Source organism: Nocardioides sp. CF8, assembly GCF_000389985.1.
GTDB classification, from domain to species: domain Bacteria; phylum Actinomycetota; class Actinomycetes; order Propionibacteriales; family Nocardioidaceae; genus Nocardioides; species Nocardioides allogilvus.
Window position 1 is genome coordinate 2,426,507 of record NZ_CM001852.1, and the last position, 20,245, is coordinate 2,446,751.

The window sequence follows — 20,245 nt, forward strand, 5'->3', positions numbered from 1 at the left end:
AGGCGGCCGTCACCGGCAGCTTGTGGCGGGTGCCCCAGGTGCGGGCGAGTCGGGCGACAGCCTGGTTGGCGAGGGGGTCCGACGAGCCGGCGGCGGCGAGCACGAGAGCGTCGAGCTCACGCACCCGGGCCTCCTTGAGCGCCTCACGCAGGCGGACGTCGAGCACCTCGAGGAACGCAGCCTCCATGCCCAGCACGCGGGTCGCGCGGATCTTGAGCCCCTCGTGGCGCGAGGTGGCGGCAGCGATCGCGCCCGGGACGTCGACCTTGGCGTGGAACGCCTCGGTCAGGAGCAGCGGCACCACGACGATCTCGTCGAACCCTGCTTTCACCAGTCGGTCGACCACCGTGTCGAAGGACGGCTTGGACAGGTCGAGAAACGCCGTCTCGATGCGCAGGTCGGGGCGCATCGTCTTGACCTCGGCCACGAGGGCCTTGATCGTTGCGGCGGAGCGAGGGTCGCGGCTTCCGTGAGCCAGGGCAACCAATGCAGGAGCGGCCATCAGCTGGGCCTCCCATCTCGGGTGGTGGTGTGCGAATCGACGCCTTTGTCGTTGGGGGTGGAGCTCATGAGTGGATCCCGCACTCGGTCTTGTTCGTGCCCGCCCAGCGCCCGCTGCGCGGATCGTCGCCGGGAGCGACGCGCCGGGTGCACGGCCAGCAACCGATGCTGGGGTAGTTGTCGTAGACCAGCGGGTTGACCAGCACGCCGTTGTCGGCGATGTAGGTCTCGATCTGCTCGTCGCTCCAGCGCGCGAGCGGGGAGACCTTGACCTTGCCCTTGCGGGCGTCCCAGCCGATCACCGGTGCGATGACGCGGTTGTGGGTCTCCGCGCGGCGCAGGCCGGTCGCCCACGCGTCGTAGCCGGCGAGCGAGTCCGCCAGCGGCTGGACCTTGCGCAGCTTGCAGCACAGGTCGGGATCGGTCTTGTAGAGGTCCTTGCCGTACGTCGCGTCCTGCTCGGCGACGCTCAGCTCGGGTCGGATGGTGATCAGGTTGACCGGCAGCGTGGCCTCGACGGCGTCGCGCGTGCCGATGGTCTCGACGAAGTGGTAGCCGGTGTCGAGGAAGACCACGTCCAGGCCGGGGGCGACCTTGGCCGCGAGGTGCGCGAGCACCGCGTCACCCATCGACGAGGTCACGCAGAAGCGGTCGCCGAAGGTCGCGACGGCCCACTCGATGATGTTCTCGGCGGGCGCGAGCTCGAGCTCGGCGCCGACGTGCGAGACGAGCTCGCGGAGCTCCTCCGGCGTGCGGCCGGCCGTGTGTGTGCCCTTGAAGTCGCGGGCAGCCTGGGTGGACAGACTCATCGTTCGCCACCTCCTCTGGGGATCATGCCGAGATACGTGACGGCAAAGGCACGCAGGCAGGAGCGGCACTCCCACCCGTCCTCGCGCGGCCACAACGTCGTCTCCCCGCAGTAGGGGCAGTGCTGGGCAGCCGCTCGCTCGCTCATGTCAGACGACTTCCACGACGGACTCGCCGCGCAGGTGCACTTCGTCGGCCCGTGCGACCCAGTCGGCGAACAGCTCGTCCGGGGTGCGATCGGCGAGGTAGGCCTGCACGACGTTGGTGATGTAGTCGTCGAGGCCGGCGCTGGTGATCTTGTGGGCACGCAGCTTGCGGCCGAAGGTGGAGCTGAGTCCGAGGGCGCCACCGAGGTGCACCTGGAAGCCTTCGACCTGGTTGCCGTCCTGGTCGAGCACCAGCATGCCCTTGAGGCCGATGTCGGCGACCTGGGTGCGGGCGCAGGCGTTGGGGCAGCCGTTGACGTTGACCGAGATCGGCGTGTCCAGCTCGGGGAACCGCTTCTCCAGCTCCGTGACCAGGGCGCGCGAACGCTCCTTGGTGTCCACGATGGCCAGCTTGCAGAACTCGATGCCGGTGCACGCCATCGTGCGGCGGCGCCAGTTGCTCGGGCGAGCGGTCAGACCGATCTTCTCCAGGCCCTCAGCGAAGGCCTCGGTGTCAGCACCGTCGACGCCGATCACGACGAGCTTCTGGTACGCCGTGAGGCGGGCGCCGCGGGCGCCGTACTGCTCGACCAGGTCGCCGAGAGCGGTGAGCGTGGTGCCGTCGATGCGGCCCACGACCGGGGTCGCGCCGATGAAGAACTTGCCGTCCTTCTGCTCGTGGATCCCGACGTGGTCGCCCTGGTGCACGGGCGCAGCCGGGGAGGTGCAGTCGATCAGCTTGCGGTGGAGGTACTCGTTCTCGAGCACCTCACGGAACTTCTCGACGCCCCAGTCGGCCAGCAGGAACTTCAGGCGGGCCTTCGAGCGCAGGCGGCGGTAGCCGTAGTCGCGGAAGATGCCGGCCACGCCCTCCCATGCGTCGGCGACCTCGTCCAGCGGGATCCAGACGCCGAGCTTGTGCGCGAGCATCGGGTTGGTCGAGAGACCACCGCCGGCCCAGAGGTCGAAACCGGGGCCGTGCTCGGGGTGGACGGTCGCGACGAACGACACGTCGTTGATCTCGGGCGCGACGTCGTGGCTGGGGTGCCCGGTCAGCGCGGTCTTGAACTTGCGCGGCAGGTTGGAGAACGCCGGGTTGTCCAGTGCACGCCGCTTGATCTCGGCGAGCGCCTCGGAGCCGTCGATGATCTCGTCCTTGGCGATCCCGGCCACCGGCGAGCCCAGGAAGGGGCGGGGGCCGTCGCCGCAGGCCTCGACCGTGGTGAGGCCGGCCGCCTCCAGGCGCTCCCAGATCGCGGGCACGTCGACGATGTCGATCCAGTGGTACTGGATGTTGTTGCGGTCGGTGATGTCCGCGGTGTTGCGGGCGTAGGCCGTCGAGGCCTCACCGAGTGCGCGCAGGGCCTCGGCATCGAGGATCTGCCCGTCGGTGCGCACGCGCATCATGAAGAAGCGGTCGTCGAGCTCCTCCTCCTCCAGCTGCGCGGTCTTGCCGCCGTCGAAGCCGGGGGCGCGCTGGGTGTAGAGCCCCATCCAGCGGAAGCGACCACGCAGGTCGGCCGGATCGATGGAGTCGAAGCCGCGCTTGGAATAGGTGTAGAGGATCCGGTTGCGAACGTTGAGCGGGTCGTCGTCCTTCTTGGACTGCTCGTTCTTGTTCAGCGGCTCGGTGTAGCCCAGCGCCCACTGACCCTCGGCGCGCTTGGGGCGCGGGATCTCGGTGTGCTGGGCAGGCTCTGGCTTGAAGCGGAGGTCAGGCATGAGGGGGGTGATCCTGTTCGCTGAGGGCCGCGCGCGACGGTGAGCGCGGTGACGTGCGGGTGACTGGGCGGCGAATCAGCGATGCCAACACATCGAGCTGCGAGTACGACCGAAGTCCACGTGGCGTCGAACCACGAGGAACTTGGAAGTCACAGCAAGAGTCATGTCAAGGAGTCTCAACGCTCGGACACTCTCCCGACAAGGCGAAATCTCATGATGAGAGACGTGGCGCCACATAGTGAGATGGGCATGTGGAGTTCATGCGGGTTTTGCCGTCCGTGTGCGGCGCACGTCACACCGACTGCCGAGCAGGCTCGATGTCCATCCTGCCCGTCCGGGCCTCTAGGCTGAGGGCATGACGGATGCCTCCATCTCCCAGCTCACTTCCGGTGCCTACGAGCAGGCCCTCAAGGTCATCGAGTCGGTCGAGCCGCGAATCGCGGCCGCCACGCGACAGGAGCTGGCCGACCAGCGAGGTTCGCTCAAGCTGATCGCCTCGGAGAACTACGCGTCCCCGGCCGTGCTGCTGACCATGGGCACCTGGTTCAGCGACAAGTACGCCGAGGGCACCGTCGGGCACCGCTTCTACGCCGCCTGCCAGAACGTCGACACCGTCGAGTCGCTGGCCGCCGAGCACGCCCGTGAGCTGTTCGGGGCGCCGTACGCCTATGTGCAGCCGCACTCGGGCATCGACGCCAACCTCGTCGCCTTCTGGTCGATCCTGGCCAACCGCATCGAGACGCCGGCCCTCAAGCGCCTGGGCGCCAAGAACGTCAACGAGCTGTCCGAGGCCGACTGGGAGTCGCTGCGCCACGAGTTCGGCAACCAGCGCCTGCTCGGCATGTCGCTCGACTCGGGCGGCCACCTGACCCACGGCTTCCGCCCCAACATCAGCGGCAAGATGTTCCACCAGCAGCAGTACGGCACCGATCCCGAGACCGGCCTGCTCGACTACGACGTGGTGCGCGCCAAGGCCAAGGAGTTCAAGCCGCTCGTGCTGGTGGCCGGCTACTCGGCGTACCCGCGACGCGTGAACTTCGCGAAGATGCGCGAGATCGCCGACGAGGTCGGCGCCGTGCTGATGGTCGACATGGCCCACTTCGCCGGTCTGGTCGCGGGCAAGGTCTTCACCGGTGACGAGAACCCGGTGCCCTTCGCCCACGTCACCACGACCACGACCCACAAGTCCCTGCGCGGCCCGCGCGGCGGCATGGTGCTGGCGCAGGAGGAGTTCGCGGCCGATGTCGACCGCGGCTGCCCGATGGTGCTCGGTGGCCCGCTGTCGCACGTGATGGCGGCCAAGGCCGTGGCGCTGGCCGAGGCACGCCAGCCCGAGTTCCAGACCTACGCCCAGAACATCGCCGACAACGCGAAGTCGCTGGCCGAGGGCTTCTTGACCCGTGACGCCAAGCTCGTCACCGGTGGCACCGACAACCACATCGTGCTGCTCGACGTCACGAAGTACGGCCTCACCGGTCGGCAGGCCGAGTCGGCGCTGCTCGACGCCGGCGTCGTCACCAACCGCAACTCGGTGCCCAGCGATCCCAACGGCGCCTGGTACACCTCCGGCATCCGCCTCGGCACCCCGGCGCTCACGACCCGCGGCTTCGGCCACGACGAGTTCGACCGGGTCGCCGAGCTGATCGTCGAGGTGCTCACCAACACCCAGCCCGGCACCACCAAGGCGGGCGACCCCAGCAAGGCGTCCTATGCCCTGGCCGACGGGGTCGCCGACCGCGTGCAGGCCGGTGCCGACGAGCTGCTCGAGAAGCACCCGCTCTACCCGGGTCTCGAGCTCAGCTGACCGCTCGCTCGGTCCGCGCGTAGACGCGCGGACATTGGTCGTGGGCTGGCGCGGTGTCAGGCGGCGAAGGGCCACGCCGTGCGGGCCAATGTCCGCGCGTCTGCGCCGACGGTGCGGACGAGCACGTCTCGAACCCACTCGGGGCGGAACATCACGTCCTCCCAGATGAACCGGAGGACCGTCCAGCCCTCCGCGACGAGCAGCGTGTAGCGCCGTACGTCCTTGCGGAAGCCCTCTCGCACTGCGTGCCACTCGAACGAGTCGCACTCGACGACGAGCCTGCGCTCCTGGTCGACCAGGTCCGGGCGGGCCCAGCACGTCGGGGTGGAGATCACCACCTGCGGCTCGACGTGCAACCCCGGCACCGTGTTGCAGATGGCGCGGGTCGCGGACTCGAAGGCATTGGCCGCTTCGCCACGCGCGCCCTCCCCGATGCGCTGGGCCTTCGCCTGCCCACGTCCGCGGACAGAGGCGACGGCTCGTCGAAGGGTGGCCACCTCACCGTGACGCAGCGCGGAGTCCGCGATCACCAGGGCCTCGTCGTCGGGCAGGAGGCGCAGGCACTGCGTCAGCGTGAGCTCGCGGCTGGTGGCGCCATCGGTGATGTCGTCGATCATCAGGTCGCCTCGGTGGATGGTCACCTTCTCCCGCCACTTCGCGGGGATGTTGCGATGGCGCGGGAAGGTGACGTGTGGCTTGTCGGGCGCCAGCTTGACCTCCCAACCGTGGTGGAGGGCGGCGCTGGTCAGGCTGAGCACACCGTTCGCGCCGTGCGCGATCCGGGCTGCCTCACCCACGCTCGGCAGTGCGTAGCGACCGTGGCCGGCGCGGAAGATCTTGCCGTCGCGGACCGCCCGGTCGACATCGAGCCGTGCGGTCGCCGCGATGAGAGCGGCCCGGGAGGAGAGACCTCCCGAGCGCTCGATCACGGAGACGACGTCCATGTGGCTGAGCATGCTCGAATCGCGTGTCCGGCGCAGGCGTCATCCACAGGCCCGCAGACGCGCGGACATTGGTCCCGACGCCAGCCGCGGGTCACGCTCGGTGGAGCCGACGCGGGCGCGCAATGTCCGCGCGTCTACGCGGCGGCTCAGAGCAACGAGCGGTAGAGCGCCAGGGTCCGCTCCGCGATGGCGTCCCAGCTGAACGACTCGATCGCGCGCTGGCGGCCGGCGACGCCGAACGCGCGGGCCCGGTCGGGGTCGGAGACGGCGTCGACGAGGGCGGCGCCCAGGTCCGCGACGTACTGCTCGGGGTCGAGCGGGGTGCCGGTGCCGTCGCTCGCCTGCTCGATGGGGACCAGCCACCCGGTCGACCCGTCGACCACGACCTCGGGGATGCCACCGGTCGCGGTGGCGACGACCGCCGTCTCGCAGGCCATCGCCTCGAGGTTGACGATGCCGAGCGGCTCGTAGATCGACGGGCAGGCGAAGACGGTCGCAGCGGTCAGCAGCGCGACGACGTCGGGGCGGGGGAGCATCTCCTCGATCCAGACGACACCGTCGCGGGTGGCCGCGAGCCCCTCGACGAGCCCACGCACCTCGGCGGCGATCTCCGGGGTGTCGGGGGCGCCGGCACACAGGATCAGCTGCACGTCGGGCGGCAGCGACTCCACCGCCCGCAGGAACAGCGGCAGCCCCTTCTGCCGGGTGATCCGGCCGACGAAGATGACGCTGCGACGGTCGGGATCCAGCCCGAGCGATCGCACCCGGTCGGGGTTGGGCGTGGGCGACCACTGCGAGGTGTCGATGCCGTTGTGGATCACGCTCACCTTCGCCGGATCGACGGCCGGATAGCTGCGCAGCACGTCGTCGCGCATGGCTGCGCTGACCGCGACGACCCCGGCGGCGCCTTCGTAGGCGGTCTTCTCCACCCAGCTCGAGAGGGCATAGCCGCCGCCCAGCTGCTCGGCCTTCCAGGGCCGCATCGGCTCCAGGGAGTGCGCGGAGAGCACGTGCGGGACGTCGTGCATCAGGCCCGCGAGGTGGCCGGCCATGTTGGCGTACCACGTGTGCGAGTGCACCAGGTCCGCCCCGGCGCAGTCGTCGACCATCGCGAGGTCCACGCCGAGGGTCCGCAGCGCCGGGTTGGCGCCGGAGAGCGAGTCGGGTTCGCCGTACGCCGTCGTGCCCTGCTCGGAGCGAGGCGCCCCGAAGCACCGCACGCGGGCGTCGACGCCGGACCGTGCGCGCAGGGCCCGGACGAGCTCGGCGACGTGCACGCCGGCGCCTCCGTAGACCTCGGGCGGGTATTCCTTGCTGAGGACGTCGACGCGCATGGTCGTGAACCTACTCGTGCGCAAGGGTGGTCGCCCGGAGCCTGCGCCACTAGTTTCGGGACATGAGCGCCCACGGTCGCAAGAAGATCCTCGCCATCGTCCTGGCCGGCGGTGAGGGCAAGCGGCTGATGCCGCTCACTGCGGACCGGGCCAAGCCGGCAGTGCCGTTCGGCGGGATCTACCGCCTCATCGACTTCGCACTGTCCAACGTCGTCAACTCGGGCTACCTCAAGGTCGTCGTGCTGACGCAGTACAAGTCGCACAGCCTCGACCGGCACGTCACCACGACCTGGCGGATGTCGACGCTGCTCGGCAACTACGTCACCCCGGTGCCGGCCCAGCAGCGCGTCGGCAAGCGGTGGTACCTCGGCAGCGCCGACGCGATCTTCCAGTCGCAGAACCTCCTCGTCGACGAGCAGCCCGACATCGTGGTCGTCGTGGGCGCCGACCACGTCTACCGGATGGACTTCGCGCAGATGGTGGAGGCGCACATCGAGTCCGGCGCCGGCTGCACCGTCGCCGCGATCCGCCAGCCGATCTCGCTGGCCGACCAGTTCGGCGTGATCGACGTCGACCCGGCGAGCCCGGAGCGGATCCGCGCCTTCCTGGAGAAGCCGACCGACCCGGTGGGCCTGCCCGACGCTCCCGACCAGGTGCTCGCCTCCATGGGCAACTACGTCTTCGACGCCGATGCGCTGGTCGATGCGGTCACGCGCGACGCCGAGCTCGAGCGCTCCAAGCACGACATGGGCGGCGACATCGTGCCGTGGTTCGTCGACCGCACCGAGTCGGCCGTCTACGACTACAAGGACAACGACGTGCCCGGCTCGACCGACCGCGACCGCGGCTACTGGCGCGACGTCGGGACGATGCGCTCCTACTACGACGCCCACATGGACCTCGTGTCGCCGCTGCCGGTCTTCAACCTCTACAACAAGGACTGGCCGATCTTCACCAGCCACGGTCCCCACCCGCCGGCCAAGCTCGTCGAGGGCCACGCCGGTGGCGCGGTCACGACGTTCAACTCGATCCTGTCGCCGGGCGTCGTGGTGAGCGGGGCGTCGGTGAGCCAGTCGGTGCTCTCACCGGGGGTCTATGTGCAGGAGGGTGCCGAGGTCTCCGACTCCGTGCTGATGGACGGGGTCCGCATCGGCGAGGGCGCCGTCGTGCGCAACTGCATCCTCGACAAGGGCGTCGTCGTCCCGGCCGGGGTACAGATCGGCGTCGACCCCGAGGCCGACCGCGCGCGCGGTTTCGCGATCGAGGACGGGCTCACCGTCCTGGCCAAGCAGCAGGACGTGCCTGCGAGCTGATCAGAGCGCGTCGCGCTGCGACTCCAGGTGTGCCCGCTCTACCTCGTTGCGGCAGGCGGCGATCGCCTGGTCGTAGGCCGCCCGTGCCGCGTCGACGTCACCGGCGCGGCTCAGGAGCTCGGCTCGTACGGCGGCGACCCGGTGCGACGTCGGGATGTCGATGCCCTCCAGCGCCGCCAGGCCGGCGGCCGGGCCACGTGCCTCGGCCACCGCCACGGACCGGGCCAGGCGCGCGCCCGGTGTCGGCGCGATGTCCAGCAGGACGTCGTACCACCCGACGATCCGCTCCCACCGGGTGTCCTGCGCCGACGCGGCCAGCGCGTGCTCGGACGCGATCCTCGCCTGCAGGGTGTACGCCGCTGCCTGCACCGTCATCGGAGCGAGGAGCGTGTCGGAGTCGAGCAGTCGTCGGGCCTCGGCGATGTCGTCGTGCTGCCACCGGGTGCGGTCCTGGTCGGCCAGCAGCACGAGCCGCCCGTCGTGGACCCGGGCGTGGCGGCGTGAGTGCTGGCAGAGCATCAGCGCGAGCAGCGCCACCAGCACCGGCTCGTCGGGTCGCAGCGCGAGCACGACCCGCACCAGGCCGATCGCCTGTCCCGCGAGCTCGGCCCGCAGCAGGTCGGCGCCGGTGCCGGGGGAGTAGCCGGCCGTGAACGCGAGGTAGGCCGTCTGGGCGACGGAGTCGAGCCGGTCGGGCAGCACGCTCGCGTCGGGGACGGCGAACGGGATCCCCGCGCCGACGATCTTCTTCTTGGCCCGGGTGATCCGCGCGGCCATCGTCGGCTCGGGCACGAGGAACAACCGGGCGATGTCGGGTGTCGGCACGCCCAGGACGAGCCGGAGGGCCAGGGCGCTCGCCGCCTCGGGCGCCAGCGCGGGGTGGGTGCACATCAGCACGAGGCGCAGCAGGTCGTCCTCGACGAGCGTGCCGGGATCGGCCATCACCCGGTCTCCTGCGAGGCGGGAGCCCTCGATGACGAGCAGCGGTTCGGCACGGTGCGCCGCGGCCTCGGTGCGCAGGCGGTCGATGACGCGGCGGCTGGCCGCGGTGTGCAGCCACGCCGCCGGCCGGTCGGGCACGCCGTCCGTCGGCCAGGTGCGAGCGGCTGCCTCGACGGCGTCGCCCAGGGCGTCCTCGACCAGGTCGAGGCGGCGGTAGCGCGCGAGGAGCAGGGCCGTCAGCCGGCCCCACTCCTCGCGCACGGTGGACGCCAGGGCGTCGGCCGGATCGCTCATCCGGTTCCTCTAGACAGCCATGCGACGGAACTCGATGTGCTCGCCCCGGGCAGCGAAGCGTTCGCACGCGGCGCGCAGGTCGTCCTCGTCCTCGCTGTCGAGGAGGTAGAAGCCGACGACCTGCTCGGTGGTCTCGCTGAACGGGCCTTCGGTCACCACCGCTCCGCCGTCGTCGCCGGGTCGCATCGACGTGGCCAGGACCGACGGCTCCAGCGGTCCGACGGCGACGACCTGGTGACCGCCCTGGCGCAGGTCCTGCTGGAACTGGCCGTGCGAGCGCATCCCCTTCTCGTGCTCGGAGGCGGGCAGGGCCGCCCACTCCGCCTCAGGGGCGGGCAGCAGGATCAGGTAGCGGCTCATCGAAGAACTCCTCGTGGCTGTCGTCCGGGGTCGCGGTTTGCGACCTCGACACTGTGACGGATGGCGTGGGGGGAAATCGACAGGCGGTCGCGAGTCCTTCTCGACGTGCGCACCCCCGCGACGACAGGATGGCGCCATGGCTCCGGACTCCCGCGCAGGAACACTCGCCCAACCGTCCGACCTCGTCGACGTCGCCCACCTCGTGACGGCCTACTACACGCAGCAGCCCGACCCCGAGGACGTCGACCAGCAGGTCGCCTTCGGCACCAGCGGGCACCGCGGCTCGAGCCTCAAGACGTCGTTCAACGACACCCACATCGCCGCCACCACGCAGGCGATCTGCGACTACCGGCGCGACCAGGGCTACGACGGCCCGCTCTTCATGGGTCGTGACACCCACGCGCTCTCGGAGCCGGCGTGGACAACGGCGCTCGAGGTGCTGGTCGCCAACGACGTCACGGTGCTCGTCGACGACCGCGACGGCTACACGCCCACCCCGGCGGTCTCGCACGCGATCATCCGAGCCAACGGCGGCCGCACGACCGGCCCCGGCCTCGCCGACGGCATCGTCGTCACGCCGTCGCACAACCCGCCCGCCGATGGCGGCTTCAAGTACAACCCGCCGCACGGCGGCCCGGCCGACACCGACGCCACCAGCGTGATCGCCGCGCGCGCCAACGAGCTGATCTCCGCCGGGCTCGACGGCGTGCGCCGCATCCCCTTCACCCGTGCCCGCGCGGCCGCCGGCGCCTACGACTTCCTCGGTTCGTACGTCGACGACCTCCCGTCCGTCGTCGACCTCGCCGCCATCAGGGCGGCCGGGGTGCGGATCGGCGCCGACCCGCTGGGCGGGGCGAGCGTCGCCTACTGGGGCGAGATCGCCGAGCGCCACGGCCTCGACCTGACCGTGGTCAACCCGCTGGTCGACCCGACCTGGCGCTTCATGACCCTCGACTGGGACGAGAAGATCCGGATGGACTGCTCCAGCCCGTCCGCGATGGCGTCGTTGATCGGCCGCAAGGACGACTACGACATCGCCACCGGCAACGACGCCGACGCCGACCGGCACGGGATCGTCACGCCCGACGGTGGCCTGATGAACCCCAACCACTTCCTCGCGGTCGCGATCGGACACCTCTTCGGCGGCGCCCGCCCCGACTGGCCCGCGACGGCGCGGATCGGCAAGACGCTGGTGTCGAGCTCGATGATCGACCGGGTCGCGGCCTCGCTCGGCAAGCCGATGGTGGAGGTGCCGGTCGGCTTCAAGTGGTTCGTGCCGGGGCTGATGGACGGGTCCTTCGGCTTCGGCGGCGAGGAGTCGGCCGGGGCCTCCTTCCTGCGGACGGACGGCTCGACCTGGACGACGGACAAGGACGGGCTGGTCCTGGCGCTGCTGGCCAGCGAGATCCTCGCGACCACGGGCTCGACCCCCAGCCAGCACTACGCCTCCCTCGTCGCCGAGCACGGCGAGCCCGCCTACGCCCGCGTGGACGCTCCCGCCGACCGGGCGCAGAAGGCCAAGCTGGCGGCGCTGTCACCCGACGACGTCACCGCGACCTCCCTGGCGGGGGAGGAGATCACCGGGCGCCTGACCGAGGCCCCGGGCAACGGCGCGAAGATCGGTGGCCTCAAGGTCACCACCGAGTCGGCGTGGTTCGCCGCCCGGCCCAGCGGCACCGAGGACGTCTACAAGATCTACGCCGAGTCCTTCCGGGGACCCGACCACCTCGCCCAGGTGCAGGCCGAGGCGCGCGAGGTCGTGTCCGCGGCCCTGGCCTGACATCAGCGCGTCCGCCAGCGGTACTCCACCTCGGGGCGGCCCGACCCGCCGTACCGCGGCGTCCGGGTCACGAGGTCGGAGTCGGCGAGGTGCTCGAGGTAGCGGCGAGCGGTCACCCGCGAGGACCCGACGGCGGCCGCGACCTCGGTGGCCGACAGGGCGACCGGGGAGTCGCGCAGGACCGCGGTCACCTGGCGCAGCGACTCCGCACTCATGCCCTTGGGCAGCGGCGCGGTCGCGGCGGACGGACGCAGGGCGCCGAGGAGCCGGTCCACCTCGTCCTGCACCACGTCGTCGGCGGCACCGGCGAGGCCGGTGCGGTAGTCGGCGTACTGCTCGAGCTTGGCGCGGAACGTCGCGAACGAGAACGGCTTGAGCAGGTAGAGCACCACCCCCTGCGCGACTGCGTGCCGGACGACGTCGGCATCGCGCGCGGACGTCACGGCGATCACGTCGCACAGGTGACCGGCGGCGCGCATCCGCTGCAGCAGGCCGAGGCCGTGCCCGTCCGGGAGGTGCATGTCGAGCAGGACCAGGTCGATGGTCGGGTCCGCGGTGAGGAGCCGCATCGCCGCGGCGGCCGAGCGCGCCACTCCCGCGACCTCGAAGCCGTCGATCCGGCCGACGTAGGCGCTGTGGGCCTCCGCGGCGATCGCCTCGTCCTCGACGACGAGCACCCGGACGCTCATGCGGGCTCTCCCACGGTGACCTCGACCTCGGCGCCGCCGAGGGGCGAGCGGCCGATGCGGACGGTTCCACCGTTGCGGCGGGCCGCCTGGCTGACCAGCGCCAGCCCGACGCCGCGACCCACGCCGTCGCCCGCCTTCGTCGACCAGCCGTGCTCGAGGACGTGCTCGTGGTCGTCCTCGGGGATCCCGGGTCCGTTGTCGCCCACGCGGAGGCAGAGGTGGGTCTCGTCCCAGGTGACGGTGACCTGGACGCGCGGACCCTCGGTGCCGGAGGCGGCGTCGAGCGCGTTGTCGACGAGGTTGCCGGCCAGGGTCACGACGTCACGGGGCTCGATGCGCAGGCGCGAGGTGCTGACCTGGCCGTCGATGGTGAGGGTGATGCCACGCTCGGATGCCTGGGCGGTCTTGCCGAGCAGCAGGGCGGCCAGGACCGGGTCCTCCACCGCGGCGACGACCCGGTCGGTCAGCAGCTGGGCGACCTGGAGCTCCTCGGTGGCGAACTCCACCGCCTCCTGCGACCGGCCCATCTCGATCAGCGACACCACCGTGTGGAGACGGTTCGCGGACTCGTGGTTGGCCGCGCGCAGGGCGTCGGTGAGACCGCGCACCACGTCGAGCTCGCCGGTGACGGCCTGCAGCTCCGTGCGGTCGCGCAGGGTGACGACGGCGCCGACCTCGCGGCCCTTCCAGAGCGCGGGCGCGGAGCTCACGACCAGCACGTGGTCCCCGGCGACGTAGACGTCGTCGGCCTCCGCGGTCTCGCCGACGGCCGCCTGCACGAGCGCCGGGGGAAGCCCGAGGTCGCCCACGTCGCGGCCGATGACGTCGGCAGGCAGGTCGAGCAGCCGGCGCGCCTCGTCGTTCACGAGCTGCACGCGGTCCTGGTCGTCGAGGAGCAGCAGGCCCTCGCGGACGGCGTGGAGCACGGCGCGGTGGTACTCGTACATCCGGCCGAGCTCCTGCTCCCCGAGACCGTGGGTCTGGCGGCGCAGCCGACGGCTGATCAGCCAGGCGCCCAGCAGGCCGCCGGCGAGCACGGCCAGGGCGGCGATCGCGACACGCAGGAGCGCCGCGGGCAGCGCCTTGTCGATCGTCTCGATCGTGATGCCGACCGAGACGAGGGCAACCACGGTGCCGTCGACCGTGACCGGCACGACCGAGCGCATCGAGGGCCCGAGCGTTCCGGCGTACTCCTGGGTGAAGACCCGCCCCGCTGGCGCGCCGCCGAGGTCGCCGATGAACTTCTTCCCGATCTGCTCGGGGTCCGGGTGCGTGTAGCGGGTCCGGTCGAGGGCCATCACCACGACGAAGTCGACGTCGGTGTCGGTGCGCACGTTCTCGGCGAAGGGCTGCAGGGGCGCCGACGGGTCGGCATCGTCGAGGGCGTCGTGGACGGCGGGGGAGTCGGCCACGGTCTGGGCCACCGAGACCGACCGGTCGACCGCGCTGTCCCGCGCGTCCTGGCGTGCGTCATAGACCGCCAGTGCGACGCCGACGACCACGACGAGCAGCACCACGAGCACCTGGAGCAGCAGCACCTGGCGGGCGACCGAGCCCTCGCGTGACCTGCCCATGCGCGCATTGTGCCTGCTGTGAACTCAACGAACACAACGGTGACCTGGATCACAGCCGGGCCCAGTCTGGTGGCCATGGCACTGGGCGCCCGCCCCGGCCGCTTCTGGAGGAATCATGAGCACCACGACTGACACGGCCCCAGGCGCCGTACGACGCAAGGACAGGACGCACTACCTCTACCTCGCGGTGATCGCCGCCGTCGCGCTGGGCATCGCCGTCGGCCTGGTGGCACCTGCGTTCGCCGTCGAGCTCAAGCCGATCGGCCAGGCCTTCGTGGCGCTGATCAAGATGATGATCCAGCCGGTCATCTTCTGCACCATCGTGCTCGGCGTCGGCTCGGTGCGCAGCGCCGCCAAGGTCGGCAAGGTCGGCGGCCTCGCACTCGGCTACTTCATCGCGATGTCGACCGTCGCCCTGGCCATCGGCCTGCTCGTCGGCAATGTGCTGCAGCCCGGTGCGGGCCTGCACCTCACGGACGAGACCGCGTCCGCCGGCGCCGAGCAGGCAGCGGGCGCGCACGCCAGCACGACCGACCTCCTCCTCGGGATCATCCCCGACTCGATGCTGTCCGCCCTGACCTCGGGCGAGGTGCTGCAGACCCTGCTCGTGGCGCTGCTGGTGGGCTTCGCCCTGCAGGCCATGGGCCGCTCCGGTGAGCCGATCCTGCGCGGCGTGGGCCACGCCCAACGGCTGGTCTTCAAGGTGCTGACCATGGTCATGTGGGTCGCTCCGGTGGGCGCGTTCGGTGCCATGGCCGGCGTCGTCGGCGAGACCGGCATCGACGCGCTCAAGAGCCTGGCCGTGCTGATGCTCGGGTTCTACGCCACCTGCGCGGTCTTCGTGTTCGTCGTCCTCGGGGTCCTCCTCAAGGTGACGACGGGCATCAGCATCTTCGCGCTGCTGAAGTACCTCGCCCGGGAGTTCCTGCTCATCGTCTCGACCTCGTCGTCGGAGTCGGCCCTGCCACGGCTGATCGCGAAGATGGAGCACGCCGGGGTCGACAAGTCCACCGTCGGCGTCGTCGTCCCGACGGGCTACTCCTTCAACCTCGACGGCACCGCGATCTACCTGACGATGGCGTCGCTGTTCATCGCCTCGGCCATGGGTGACCCGCTGTCGATCGGCGAGCAGCTCTCGCTGCTGGCCTTCATGATGATCGCCTCGAAGGGTGCGGCCGGTGTCACGGGCGCCGGCATGGCCACCCTCGCCGGCGGGCTCAGCTCGCACCGGCCCGACCTGCTCGACGGCGTCGGCCTGATCGTGGGGATCGACCGCTTCATGTCGGAGTGCCGCGCGGTCACCAACTTCGCCGGCAACGCCGTCGCGACCGTGCTGATCGGCACCTGGACCGGCGGCCTCGACCGCGAGCAGCTCGATCGCGTGCTGGCCGGTGGTGACCCGTTCGACGAGACGACGATGCTCGACGAGGACGAGGCTTACGGCGACCCGGTTGCGGAGCCGCGGAGCGAGGAGCGCGAGCCAGCACTGGTCTGAGCCATCGAGACGTCGGCGCCCGGGTCCTCCCGGGCGCCGATGGGCATGTCAGCGGCGTACGGCGTCGATCTCGAGTCGCACGTAGTCGATGACGGGCTCCGTCATCGCGAGTCGCACGCGGCGTACGAAGTCGCGCTGCTCGGCGATCGGCAGGTCGACGAGGTGGGAGCCGAGGTTGACCGTCGCCAGGTAGTTCTCCATCAGCTCGGGGTCCTCCAGGCGCAGCGGGTCGGGGCGCAGCCGGACGTCCTCGACGTCGAAGCCCGCGTGCGTCAGCGACGCACGGGTCTCGTCGATGCCCTTGAACGACGTGCCGAACTTCCCGTCGCCGGTGACCGCCACGAGCGCGGCGGTCATGATCGCGAGCTGGCCCTGTCCGCCGCAGTCGGACGTCAGCCGGGCCCCCGGGCGCATCACGGCCGCGAGGTTGGCGAAGAGCAGGTCGTGGTCCTCGATCCAGTGGAAGGCGGCCACGCTCATCACCGCGTCGACCGGCTCGTCGAGGGGGAGGGGCTGCGTCAGGTCGGCGACGTGCAGCTCGACCGCGTCCCCGAGCTTGCGGCGGGCCTGCTCGATCATCTTGGCCGAGCCGTCGATGCCGACGAGGCGCACGTCGGGCCAGCGCTCCAGCAGCGCGGCACCGTCGCGGCCGGTGCCGCAGCCGGCGTCGAGCACGCGCTCGTCACCGCCCAGCCGCATCCGGTCCAGCACCCGCGCGCCCCACGCGACGTGCGGCAGCGGCAGCGCGTCGTAGGCCGTGGCGTCCCACTCGCGGGTGGCCATCACAGCACCGGCGTGGTGCGCTCGACGATGGCGCGCAGGTCGCCGCCGGTCAGCGTGCCGAACGTGCCGTTGAACGACGTCCCGAGCCGCGAGGCGCAGAACGCGTCGGCCACCTCGGGTGGGCCGAACCGGACGAGCAGCGAGCCCTGCAGGCACGCGGCCATCTGGCCGGCGAGGCGCCGGGCCCCGACCTCGAGGGTGGCCGTGTCGCCGAGCAGGGCGAGGGTGTCCTCGACGGCCCGGTCGAGCCGGGGGTCCGCCCCGTGGGCGGCACCGACCTCGTTGAGCCAGGCCTCCAGGACCTCGGGCTCGCGGCTCAGCGCGCGCAGGACGTCGAGAGCGTTGACGTTGCCCGAGCCCTCCCAGATGGAGTTGAGCGGGGACTCGCGGAAGAGCAGGGGCAGGCCCGACTCCTCGACGTAGCCGTTGCCCCCGAGGCACTCGAGCGCCTCGGCGACCATGAAGGGCGTGCGCTTGCAGACCCAGAACTTCGCCAGCGGCAGCGCGATCCGCCGCAGTGCCGCCTCGTGGGCATCGCCGGGTCGGTCGACCGCGGCGGCGAGCCGGAGCGCGAGCGCGGTGGCGGCCTCGGACTCGACGGCGAGGTCGGCGATGACGTTCTGCATGAGCGGCTTGTCGACGAGCCGGCCGCCGAAGGCGGAACGGTGGGTCACGTGCCACGACGCCTCGGCCAGCGCGCGCCGCATCAGCGACGCGGAGCCGAGGACGCAGTCGAGCCGGGTCGCGGCCACCATCTCGATGATGGTGCGTACGCCGCGGCCCTCGTCGCCGAGGCGCTGCGCGACGGTCCCGTCGAACTCGAGCTCCGAGCTCGCGTTGGACCGGTTGCCGAGCTTGTCCTTGAGCCGCACCACGTCGAGCTGGTTGCGCGTGCCGTCGGCCAGCACGCGGGGGACCACGAAGCAGGTCACGCCGCCCTCGGTCTGGGCGAGCACGAGGAACAGGTCGTTCATCGGAGCGCTGGTGAACCACTTGTGCCCGTGCAGCGTGTAGAAGCCGTCCTCCGACGTGGTTCGGGCCTGCGTCACGTTGGCGCGGACGTCCGAGCCGCCCTGCTTCTCGGTCATCCCCATCCCCGCGAGTGCGCCGACCTTGTCGGTGCGGGCGCGCACGCCCGGGTCGTAGCGGCGCGACGCCAGCAGCGGCGTCCACTCCTTGGCGATCGCGTCATCGGCTCGCAGCGCCGGCACGGCGGCGTACGTCATCGAGATCGGGCAGCCGTGGCCGGGCTCGGTCTGCGACCAGGCGAAGAAGCCCGCGGCGCGGCGCAGGTGTGCGTCGGGCGCGTCGGACTCCCAGGGAGCGGCGGCGAGGCCGTGGCCGATGCCGCGCTCCATCAGCCAGTGCCAGGAGGGGTGGAAGGCGACCTCGTCGATGCGGTTGCCGTGACGGTCGTAGGGCGTCAGCTCGGGGTGGTGCCGGTTGGCGAGCATCCCGTGCTCACGGGCCTCGGCGGTGCCCGCCTCGACCCCCAGCAGCGTCAGGTCCTCGACCAGCTCCGCGGATCCGTGGCGAGTGATCGCCTCGGTCAGCGCGACGTCGGAGGTGACGACATTGTGACCAACAAGTGGGGGAGTCTGGTTGGCGGTTGCCCTGATCGACGCGTCCATGTGGCTACCGTAGGCCCATGGCCGAGGCGAGTTCGCAGCATTCCGTGCTGCGCTCCCTCCAGGCGAGGTGGGTCGTCGTCCGCGCCCAGGTGTGGCGGCTCGTCGTCGCGACCGTCGGCTCCTGCATGCGCTACCGCGTCACCGGCCTGGCTGCCGAGGCAGCCTTCTTCGCCGTCCTCTCCGTGCCACCGCTGATCTTCGCCCTCGCAGGTGCGGTGGGCTACGTCACCGAGCAGTTCTCCCCGGCCGACATCGCCGAGGTCCAGGGGGCGATCATCGACCTGGCGTCGCGAGGACTGACCGAGCAGGCCGTCGAGGACGTCATCACGCCGACGCTGGACTCCGTGCTGCGGGGTGGCCGCTTCGACGTGGTCTCCGTGGGTTTCGTGCTGGCGCTCTGGTCGGGCTCGCGGGCGCTCAACGTCTTCGTCGACACCATCACGATCATGCACGGACTCGGCGGGCACCGGGGGATCGTCAAGACGCGAGCGCTCTCCTTCGCCCTCTACATCCTGGCGATGCTGACGGGGATGATCTCGCTGCCGCTCGTCGTCGCCGGGCCGTCGCTGATCCGGGACTGGCTGCCACCCCGCTTCGACTTCGTGATGTCGTTCTACTGGCCGATCGTGATCGTGCTGTGCATCTGCTTCCTCGCGACGCTCTACCACGTGTCCGTGCCCGTGCGGACGAACTGGGCGTTCAACCTGCCCGGCGCGACGTTCTCGCTGATCGCGTGGATCGCCGGCTCCTATGCCCTGCGCTGGGTCCTCACCGTCACTGCCGCGGAGTCAAGGTCGATCTACGGGCCGCTGGCCGCGCCCATCGCCGTACTCCTGTGGCTCTATCTCCTGGCCATCGCCGTCCTGATCGGGGCAGCGGTCAACGCGGCCTTCGACACCGTCTTCCCGCAGGGCACCACGACCAAGGCGCGACAGGAAATCGTGCAGCGGCTGCGGCAGGCGATCACGTCCCGGGACGCGGCGTGAAAGACTCCGGCCGTGCATGACCAACCCGCGACGACGGCGGCCCCCCACGGCGCCCGCATCGCGTTGCCCGACCCGGTCCGCTCGCCGTGGTGGGAGCTCGGCCGAAGGCTCCTGACTGCGCTGGGGATCCTCGTCGGCACCGTGCTGCTGGTCTACCTCGACCGCGACGGCTACACCGACGGCAACGACCCGACCGGAAAGATCGACCTGATCGACTCGATCTACTACACCACCGTCACGCTCAGCACGACCGGCTACGGCGATATCGCGCCCGTGTCAGAGCGCGCTCGGCTGATCAACGCTTTCATCATCACCCCCGCCCGCATCGCCTTCCTGGTGCTGCTGATCGGGACCACCCTGGAGGTCCTTGCCTCCCAGGGCCGCGAGATGTTCCGGGTCGCCCGGTGGAGGAAGAACATGGGAGAGCACGTCGTCGTCGTCGGCTACGGCACCAAGGGGCGCAGCGCGATCGAGACGCTCGTCAACAACGGCCACGACCGTGAGGCGATCATCGTGGTCGACCCGAGCATCGTCGCCAAGGAGGAGGCGCACCGCGACGGCCTCGCCGTCATCACCGGTGACGCGACCCGGCGCGAGGTGCTCCGCAGCGCCCGCGTCGAGCTCGCCACCCACGTCATCATCACGACCGACAGCGACGCGTCCAACGTCTTGTCCACCCTCACCGTGCGCCAGCTCAACCCCGACGCGTGGATCGTGGCCGCGGTCCGCGAGCAGGAGAACGTCCCGCTCATGCGCCAGTCGGGCGCCGACTCCGTCATCACCTCCTCCGACGCCGTCGGCCGCCTCCTCGGCCTCTCCTCCATGTCGCCGATGCTCGGGTCCGTGATGGAGGACCTCCTGACCTACGGCGAGGGCCTCGAGGTCGCCGAGCGCGACCTGCTCGTGGGCGAGGTCGGCAAGCCCCCGCAGTCGTTGCCCGACCAGGTCATCGCCGTCGTGCGGGACGAGAAGGTCTACCGCTACTTCGACCCCGTCGTCACGCTGCTGGCCCGCGGCGACCGGCTCATCGTCGTACGCCCGGCCAAGGAGCTGCCGTGGGCGCCGCGCCCCGGCACGCACGGGGAAGACACGGCCGAGGGCTGATCGCGCGGCGTTACCCGGGCGAACCTACGAGCTCGC

The 20,245-nt window shown here is 71.0% G+C and carries 17 protein-coding genes; 6 read left to right on the forward strand and 11 right to left on the reverse strand.

Annotation, left to right across the window (positions count from 1 at the left end):
• The 3 genes from CF8_RS23165 to CF8_RS11830 form a co-directional block, all read right to left on the reverse strand.
• Positions 1 to 502: sirohydrochlorin chelatase (locus tag CF8_RS23165; RefSeq protein WP_036490851.1), on the reverse strand; the 502-nt coding region annotated here is incomplete at its 3' end.
• A 64-nt stretch (positions 503 to 566) separates the two neighbouring features.
• Positions 567 to 1,310 carry a phosphoadenylyl-sulfate reductase gene (locus CF8_RS11825; protein ID WP_010833352.1) on the reverse strand — a complete coding sequence of 248 codons (744 nt, stop codon included), beginning with the start codon at positions 1,308 to 1,310 and terminating at the stop codon, positions 567 to 569.
• Positions 1,311 to 1,457: 147 nt separating this feature from the next.
• Positions 1,458 to 3,176 (reverse strand): nitrite/sulfite reductase, encoded by a 1,719-nt coding sequence (locus tag CF8_RS11830; protein ID WP_010833353.1) that lies wholly within the window; start codon positions 3,174 to 3,176, stop codon positions 1,458 to 1,460.
• Between the two features lie 355 nt (positions 3,177 to 3,531).
• On the opposite strand from CF8_RS11830, the gene CF8_RS11835 reads away from it, so the two are divergent.
• The gene (locus CF8_RS11835; protein ID WP_010833354.1) at positions 3,532 to 4,980 is read left to right on the forward strand and encodes a glycine hydroxymethyltransferase; all 1,449 of its coding nucleotides are present in this window, start codon (positions 3,532 to 3,534) and stop codon (positions 4,978 to 4,980) included.
• Positions 4,981 to 5,036: 56 nt separating this feature from the next.
• Here the strand turns inward: CF8_RS11835 and CF8_RS11840 are convergent, their stop codons facing one another.
• A complete protein-coding gene (locus CF8_RS11840) occupies positions 5,037 to 5,924 on the reverse strand; it encodes a DUF559 domain-containing protein (RefSeq protein ID WP_036492982.1) in 888 nt (295 codons plus the stop codon).
• Between the two features lie 146 nt (positions 5,925 to 6,070).
• Positions 6,071 to 7,258 (reverse strand): glycogen synthase, encoded by a 1,188-nt coding sequence (gene glgA, locus CF8_RS11845; RefSeq protein WP_010833356.1) that lies wholly within the window; start codon positions 7,256 to 7,258, stop codon positions 6,071 to 6,073.
• A 62-nt stretch (positions 7,259 to 7,320) separates the two neighbouring features.
• On the opposite strand from glgA, the gene glgC reads away from it, so the two are divergent.
• Positions 7,321 to 8,571 carry a glucose-1-phosphate adenylyltransferase gene (glgC, locus tag CF8_RS11850; RefSeq protein WP_010833357.1) on the forward strand — a complete coding sequence of 417 codons (1,251 nt, stop codon included), beginning with the start codon at positions 7,321 to 7,323 and terminating at the stop codon, positions 8,569 to 8,571.
• On the opposite strand, the gene CF8_RS11855 is transcribed toward glgC, so the two are convergent.
• Both CF8_RS11855 and CF8_RS11860 read right to left on the reverse strand, forming a co-directional pair.
• Positions 8,572 to 9,807 carry an RNA polymerase sigma factor gene (locus CF8_RS11855; protein WP_010833358.1) on the reverse strand — a complete coding sequence of 412 codons (1,236 nt, stop codon included), beginning with the start codon at positions 9,805 to 9,807 and terminating at the stop codon, positions 8,572 to 8,574. It lies immediately after the preceding gene.
• Positions 9,808 to 9,816: 9 nt separating this feature from the next.
• Complete coding sequence (locus CF8_RS11860; protein ID WP_010833359.1) at positions 9,817 to 10,167, reverse strand: YciI family protein; 351 nt, start codon at positions 10,165 to 10,167, stop codon at positions 9,817 to 9,819.
• Between the two features lie 136 nt (positions 10,168 to 10,303).
• Here CF8_RS11860 and pgm point away from each other — a divergent pair, with 136 nt between their 5' ends.
• Positions 10,304 to 11,947 carry a phosphoglucomutase (alpha-D-glucose-1,6-bisphosphate-dependent) gene (gene pgm / locus CF8_RS11865; RefSeq protein WP_010833360.1) on the forward strand — a complete coding sequence of 548 codons (1,644 nt, stop codon included), beginning with the start codon at positions 10,304 to 10,306 and terminating at the stop codon, positions 11,945 to 11,947.
• A gap of 2 nt (positions 11,948 to 11,949) precedes the next feature.
• Here pgm and CF8_RS11870 read toward each other — a convergent pair whose 3' ends face one another.
• Together CF8_RS11870 and CF8_RS11875 are read right to left on the reverse strand one after the other, a co-directional pair.
• Complete coding sequence (locus CF8_RS11870) at positions 11,950 to 12,636, reverse strand: response regulator (protein ID WP_010833361.1); 687 nt, start codon at positions 12,634 to 12,636, stop codon at positions 11,950 to 11,952.
• A complete protein-coding gene (locus CF8_RS11875) occupies positions 12,633 to 14,210 on the reverse strand; it encodes a sensor histidine kinase (RefSeq protein ID WP_010833362.1) in 1,578 nt (525 codons plus the stop codon). The genes CF8_RS11870 and CF8_RS11875 overlap by 4 nt, the downstream gene beginning before the upstream one ends.
• Before the next feature lie 115 nt (positions 14,211 to 14,325).
• Here CF8_RS11875 and CF8_RS11880 point away from each other — a divergent pair, with 115 nt between their 5' ends.
• A complete protein-coding gene (locus CF8_RS11880) occupies positions 14,326 to 15,705 on the forward strand; it encodes a cation:dicarboxylate symporter family transporter (RefSeq protein ID WP_010833363.1) in 1,380 nt (459 codons plus the stop codon).
• A gap of 48 nt (positions 15,706 to 15,753) precedes the next feature.
• On the opposite strand, the gene CF8_RS11885 is transcribed toward CF8_RS11880, so the two are convergent.
• Positions 15,754 to 16,488: a class I SAM-dependent methyltransferase gene (locus tag CF8_RS11885; RefSeq protein WP_036490855.1), complete on the reverse strand. Its 735-nt coding sequence runs from the start codon at positions 16,486 to 16,488 to the stop codon at positions 15,754 to 15,756.
• Entirely contained in the window at positions 16,488 to 18,119 is a 1,632-nt protein-coding gene (locus CF8_RS11890; protein ID WP_010833365.1) for an acyl-CoA dehydrogenase family protein, read from the reverse strand. The genes CF8_RS11885 and CF8_RS11890 overlap by 1 nt, the downstream gene beginning before the upstream one ends.
• A gap of 17 nt (positions 18,120 to 18,136) precedes the next feature.
• Between CF8_RS11890 and CF8_RS11895 the strand changes: the two genes are divergently transcribed.
• Complete coding sequence (locus CF8_RS11895) at positions 18,137 to 19,105, forward strand: YihY/virulence factor BrkB family protein (RefSeq protein WP_036490858.1); 969 nt, start codon at positions 18,137 to 18,139, stop codon at positions 19,103 to 19,105.
• A gap of 12 nt (positions 19,106 to 19,117) precedes the next feature.
• Complete coding sequence (locus tag CF8_RS11900) at positions 19,118 to 20,209, forward strand: potassium channel family protein (protein WP_036490860.1); 1,092 nt, start codon at positions 19,118 to 19,120, stop codon at positions 20,207 to 20,209.
• Positions 20,210 to 20,245 lie beyond the last annotated feature (36 nt).

Bases quoted from the DNA above. Each gene is read 5' to 3' on its own strand.
- CF8_RS11825 (WP_010833352.1), bottom strand. From the start codon at position 1,310: ATGAGTCTGTCCACCCAGGCTGCCCGCGACTTCAAGGGCACACACACG.
- CF8_RS11830 (WP_010833353.1), bottom strand. From the start codon at position 3,176: ATGCCTGACCTCCGCTTCAAGCCAGAGCCTGCCCAGCACACCGAGATC.
- CF8_RS11835 (WP_010833354.1), top strand. From the start codon at position 3,532: ATGACGGATGCCTCCATCTCCCAGCTCACTTCCGGTGCCTACGAGCAG.
- CF8_RS11840 (WP_036492982.1), bottom strand. From the start codon at position 5,924: ATGGACGTCGTCTCCGTGATCGAGCGCTCGGGAGGTCTCTCCTCCCGG.
- glgA (WP_010833356.1), bottom strand. From the start codon at position 7,258: ATGCGCGTCGACGTCCTCAGCAAGGAATACCCGCCCGAGGTCTACGGA.
- glgC (WP_010833357.1), top strand. From the start codon at position 7,321: ATGAGCGCCCACGGTCGCAAGAAGATCCTCGCCATCGTCCTGGCCGGC.
- CF8_RS11855 (WP_010833358.1), bottom strand. From the start codon at position 9,807: ATGAGCGATCCGGCCGACGCCCTGGCGTCCACCGTGCGCGAGGAGTGG.
- CF8_RS11860 (WP_010833359.1), bottom strand. From the start codon at position 10,167: ATGAGCCGCTACCTGATCCTGCTGCCCGCCCCTGAGGCGGAGTGGGCG.
- pgm (WP_010833360.1), top strand. From the start codon at position 10,304: ATGGCTCCGGACTCCCGCGCAGGAACACTCGCCCAACCGTCCGACCTC.
- CF8_RS11870 (WP_010833361.1), bottom strand. From the start codon at position 12,636: ATGAGCGTCCGGGTGCTCGTCGTCGAGGACGAGGCGATCGCCGCGGAG.
- CF8_RS11875 (WP_010833362.1), bottom strand. From the start codon at position 14,210: ATGGGCAGGTCACGCGAGGGCTCGGTCGCCCGCCAGGTGCTGCTGCTC.
- CF8_RS11880 (WP_010833363.1), top strand. From the start codon at position 14,326: ATGAGCACCACGACTGACACGGCCCCAGGCGCCGTACGACGCAAGGAC.
- CF8_RS11885 (WP_036490855.1), bottom strand. From the start codon at position 16,488: ATGGCCACCCGCGAGTGGGACGCCACGGCCTACGACGCGCTGCCGCTG.
- CF8_RS11890 (WP_010833365.1), bottom strand. From the start codon at position 18,119: ATGGACGCGTCGATCAGGGCAACCGCCAACCAGACTCCCCCACTTGTT.
- CF8_RS11895 (WP_036490858.1), top strand. From the start codon at position 18,137: ATGGCCGAGGCGAGTTCGCAGCATTCCGTGCTGCGCTCCCTCCAGGCG.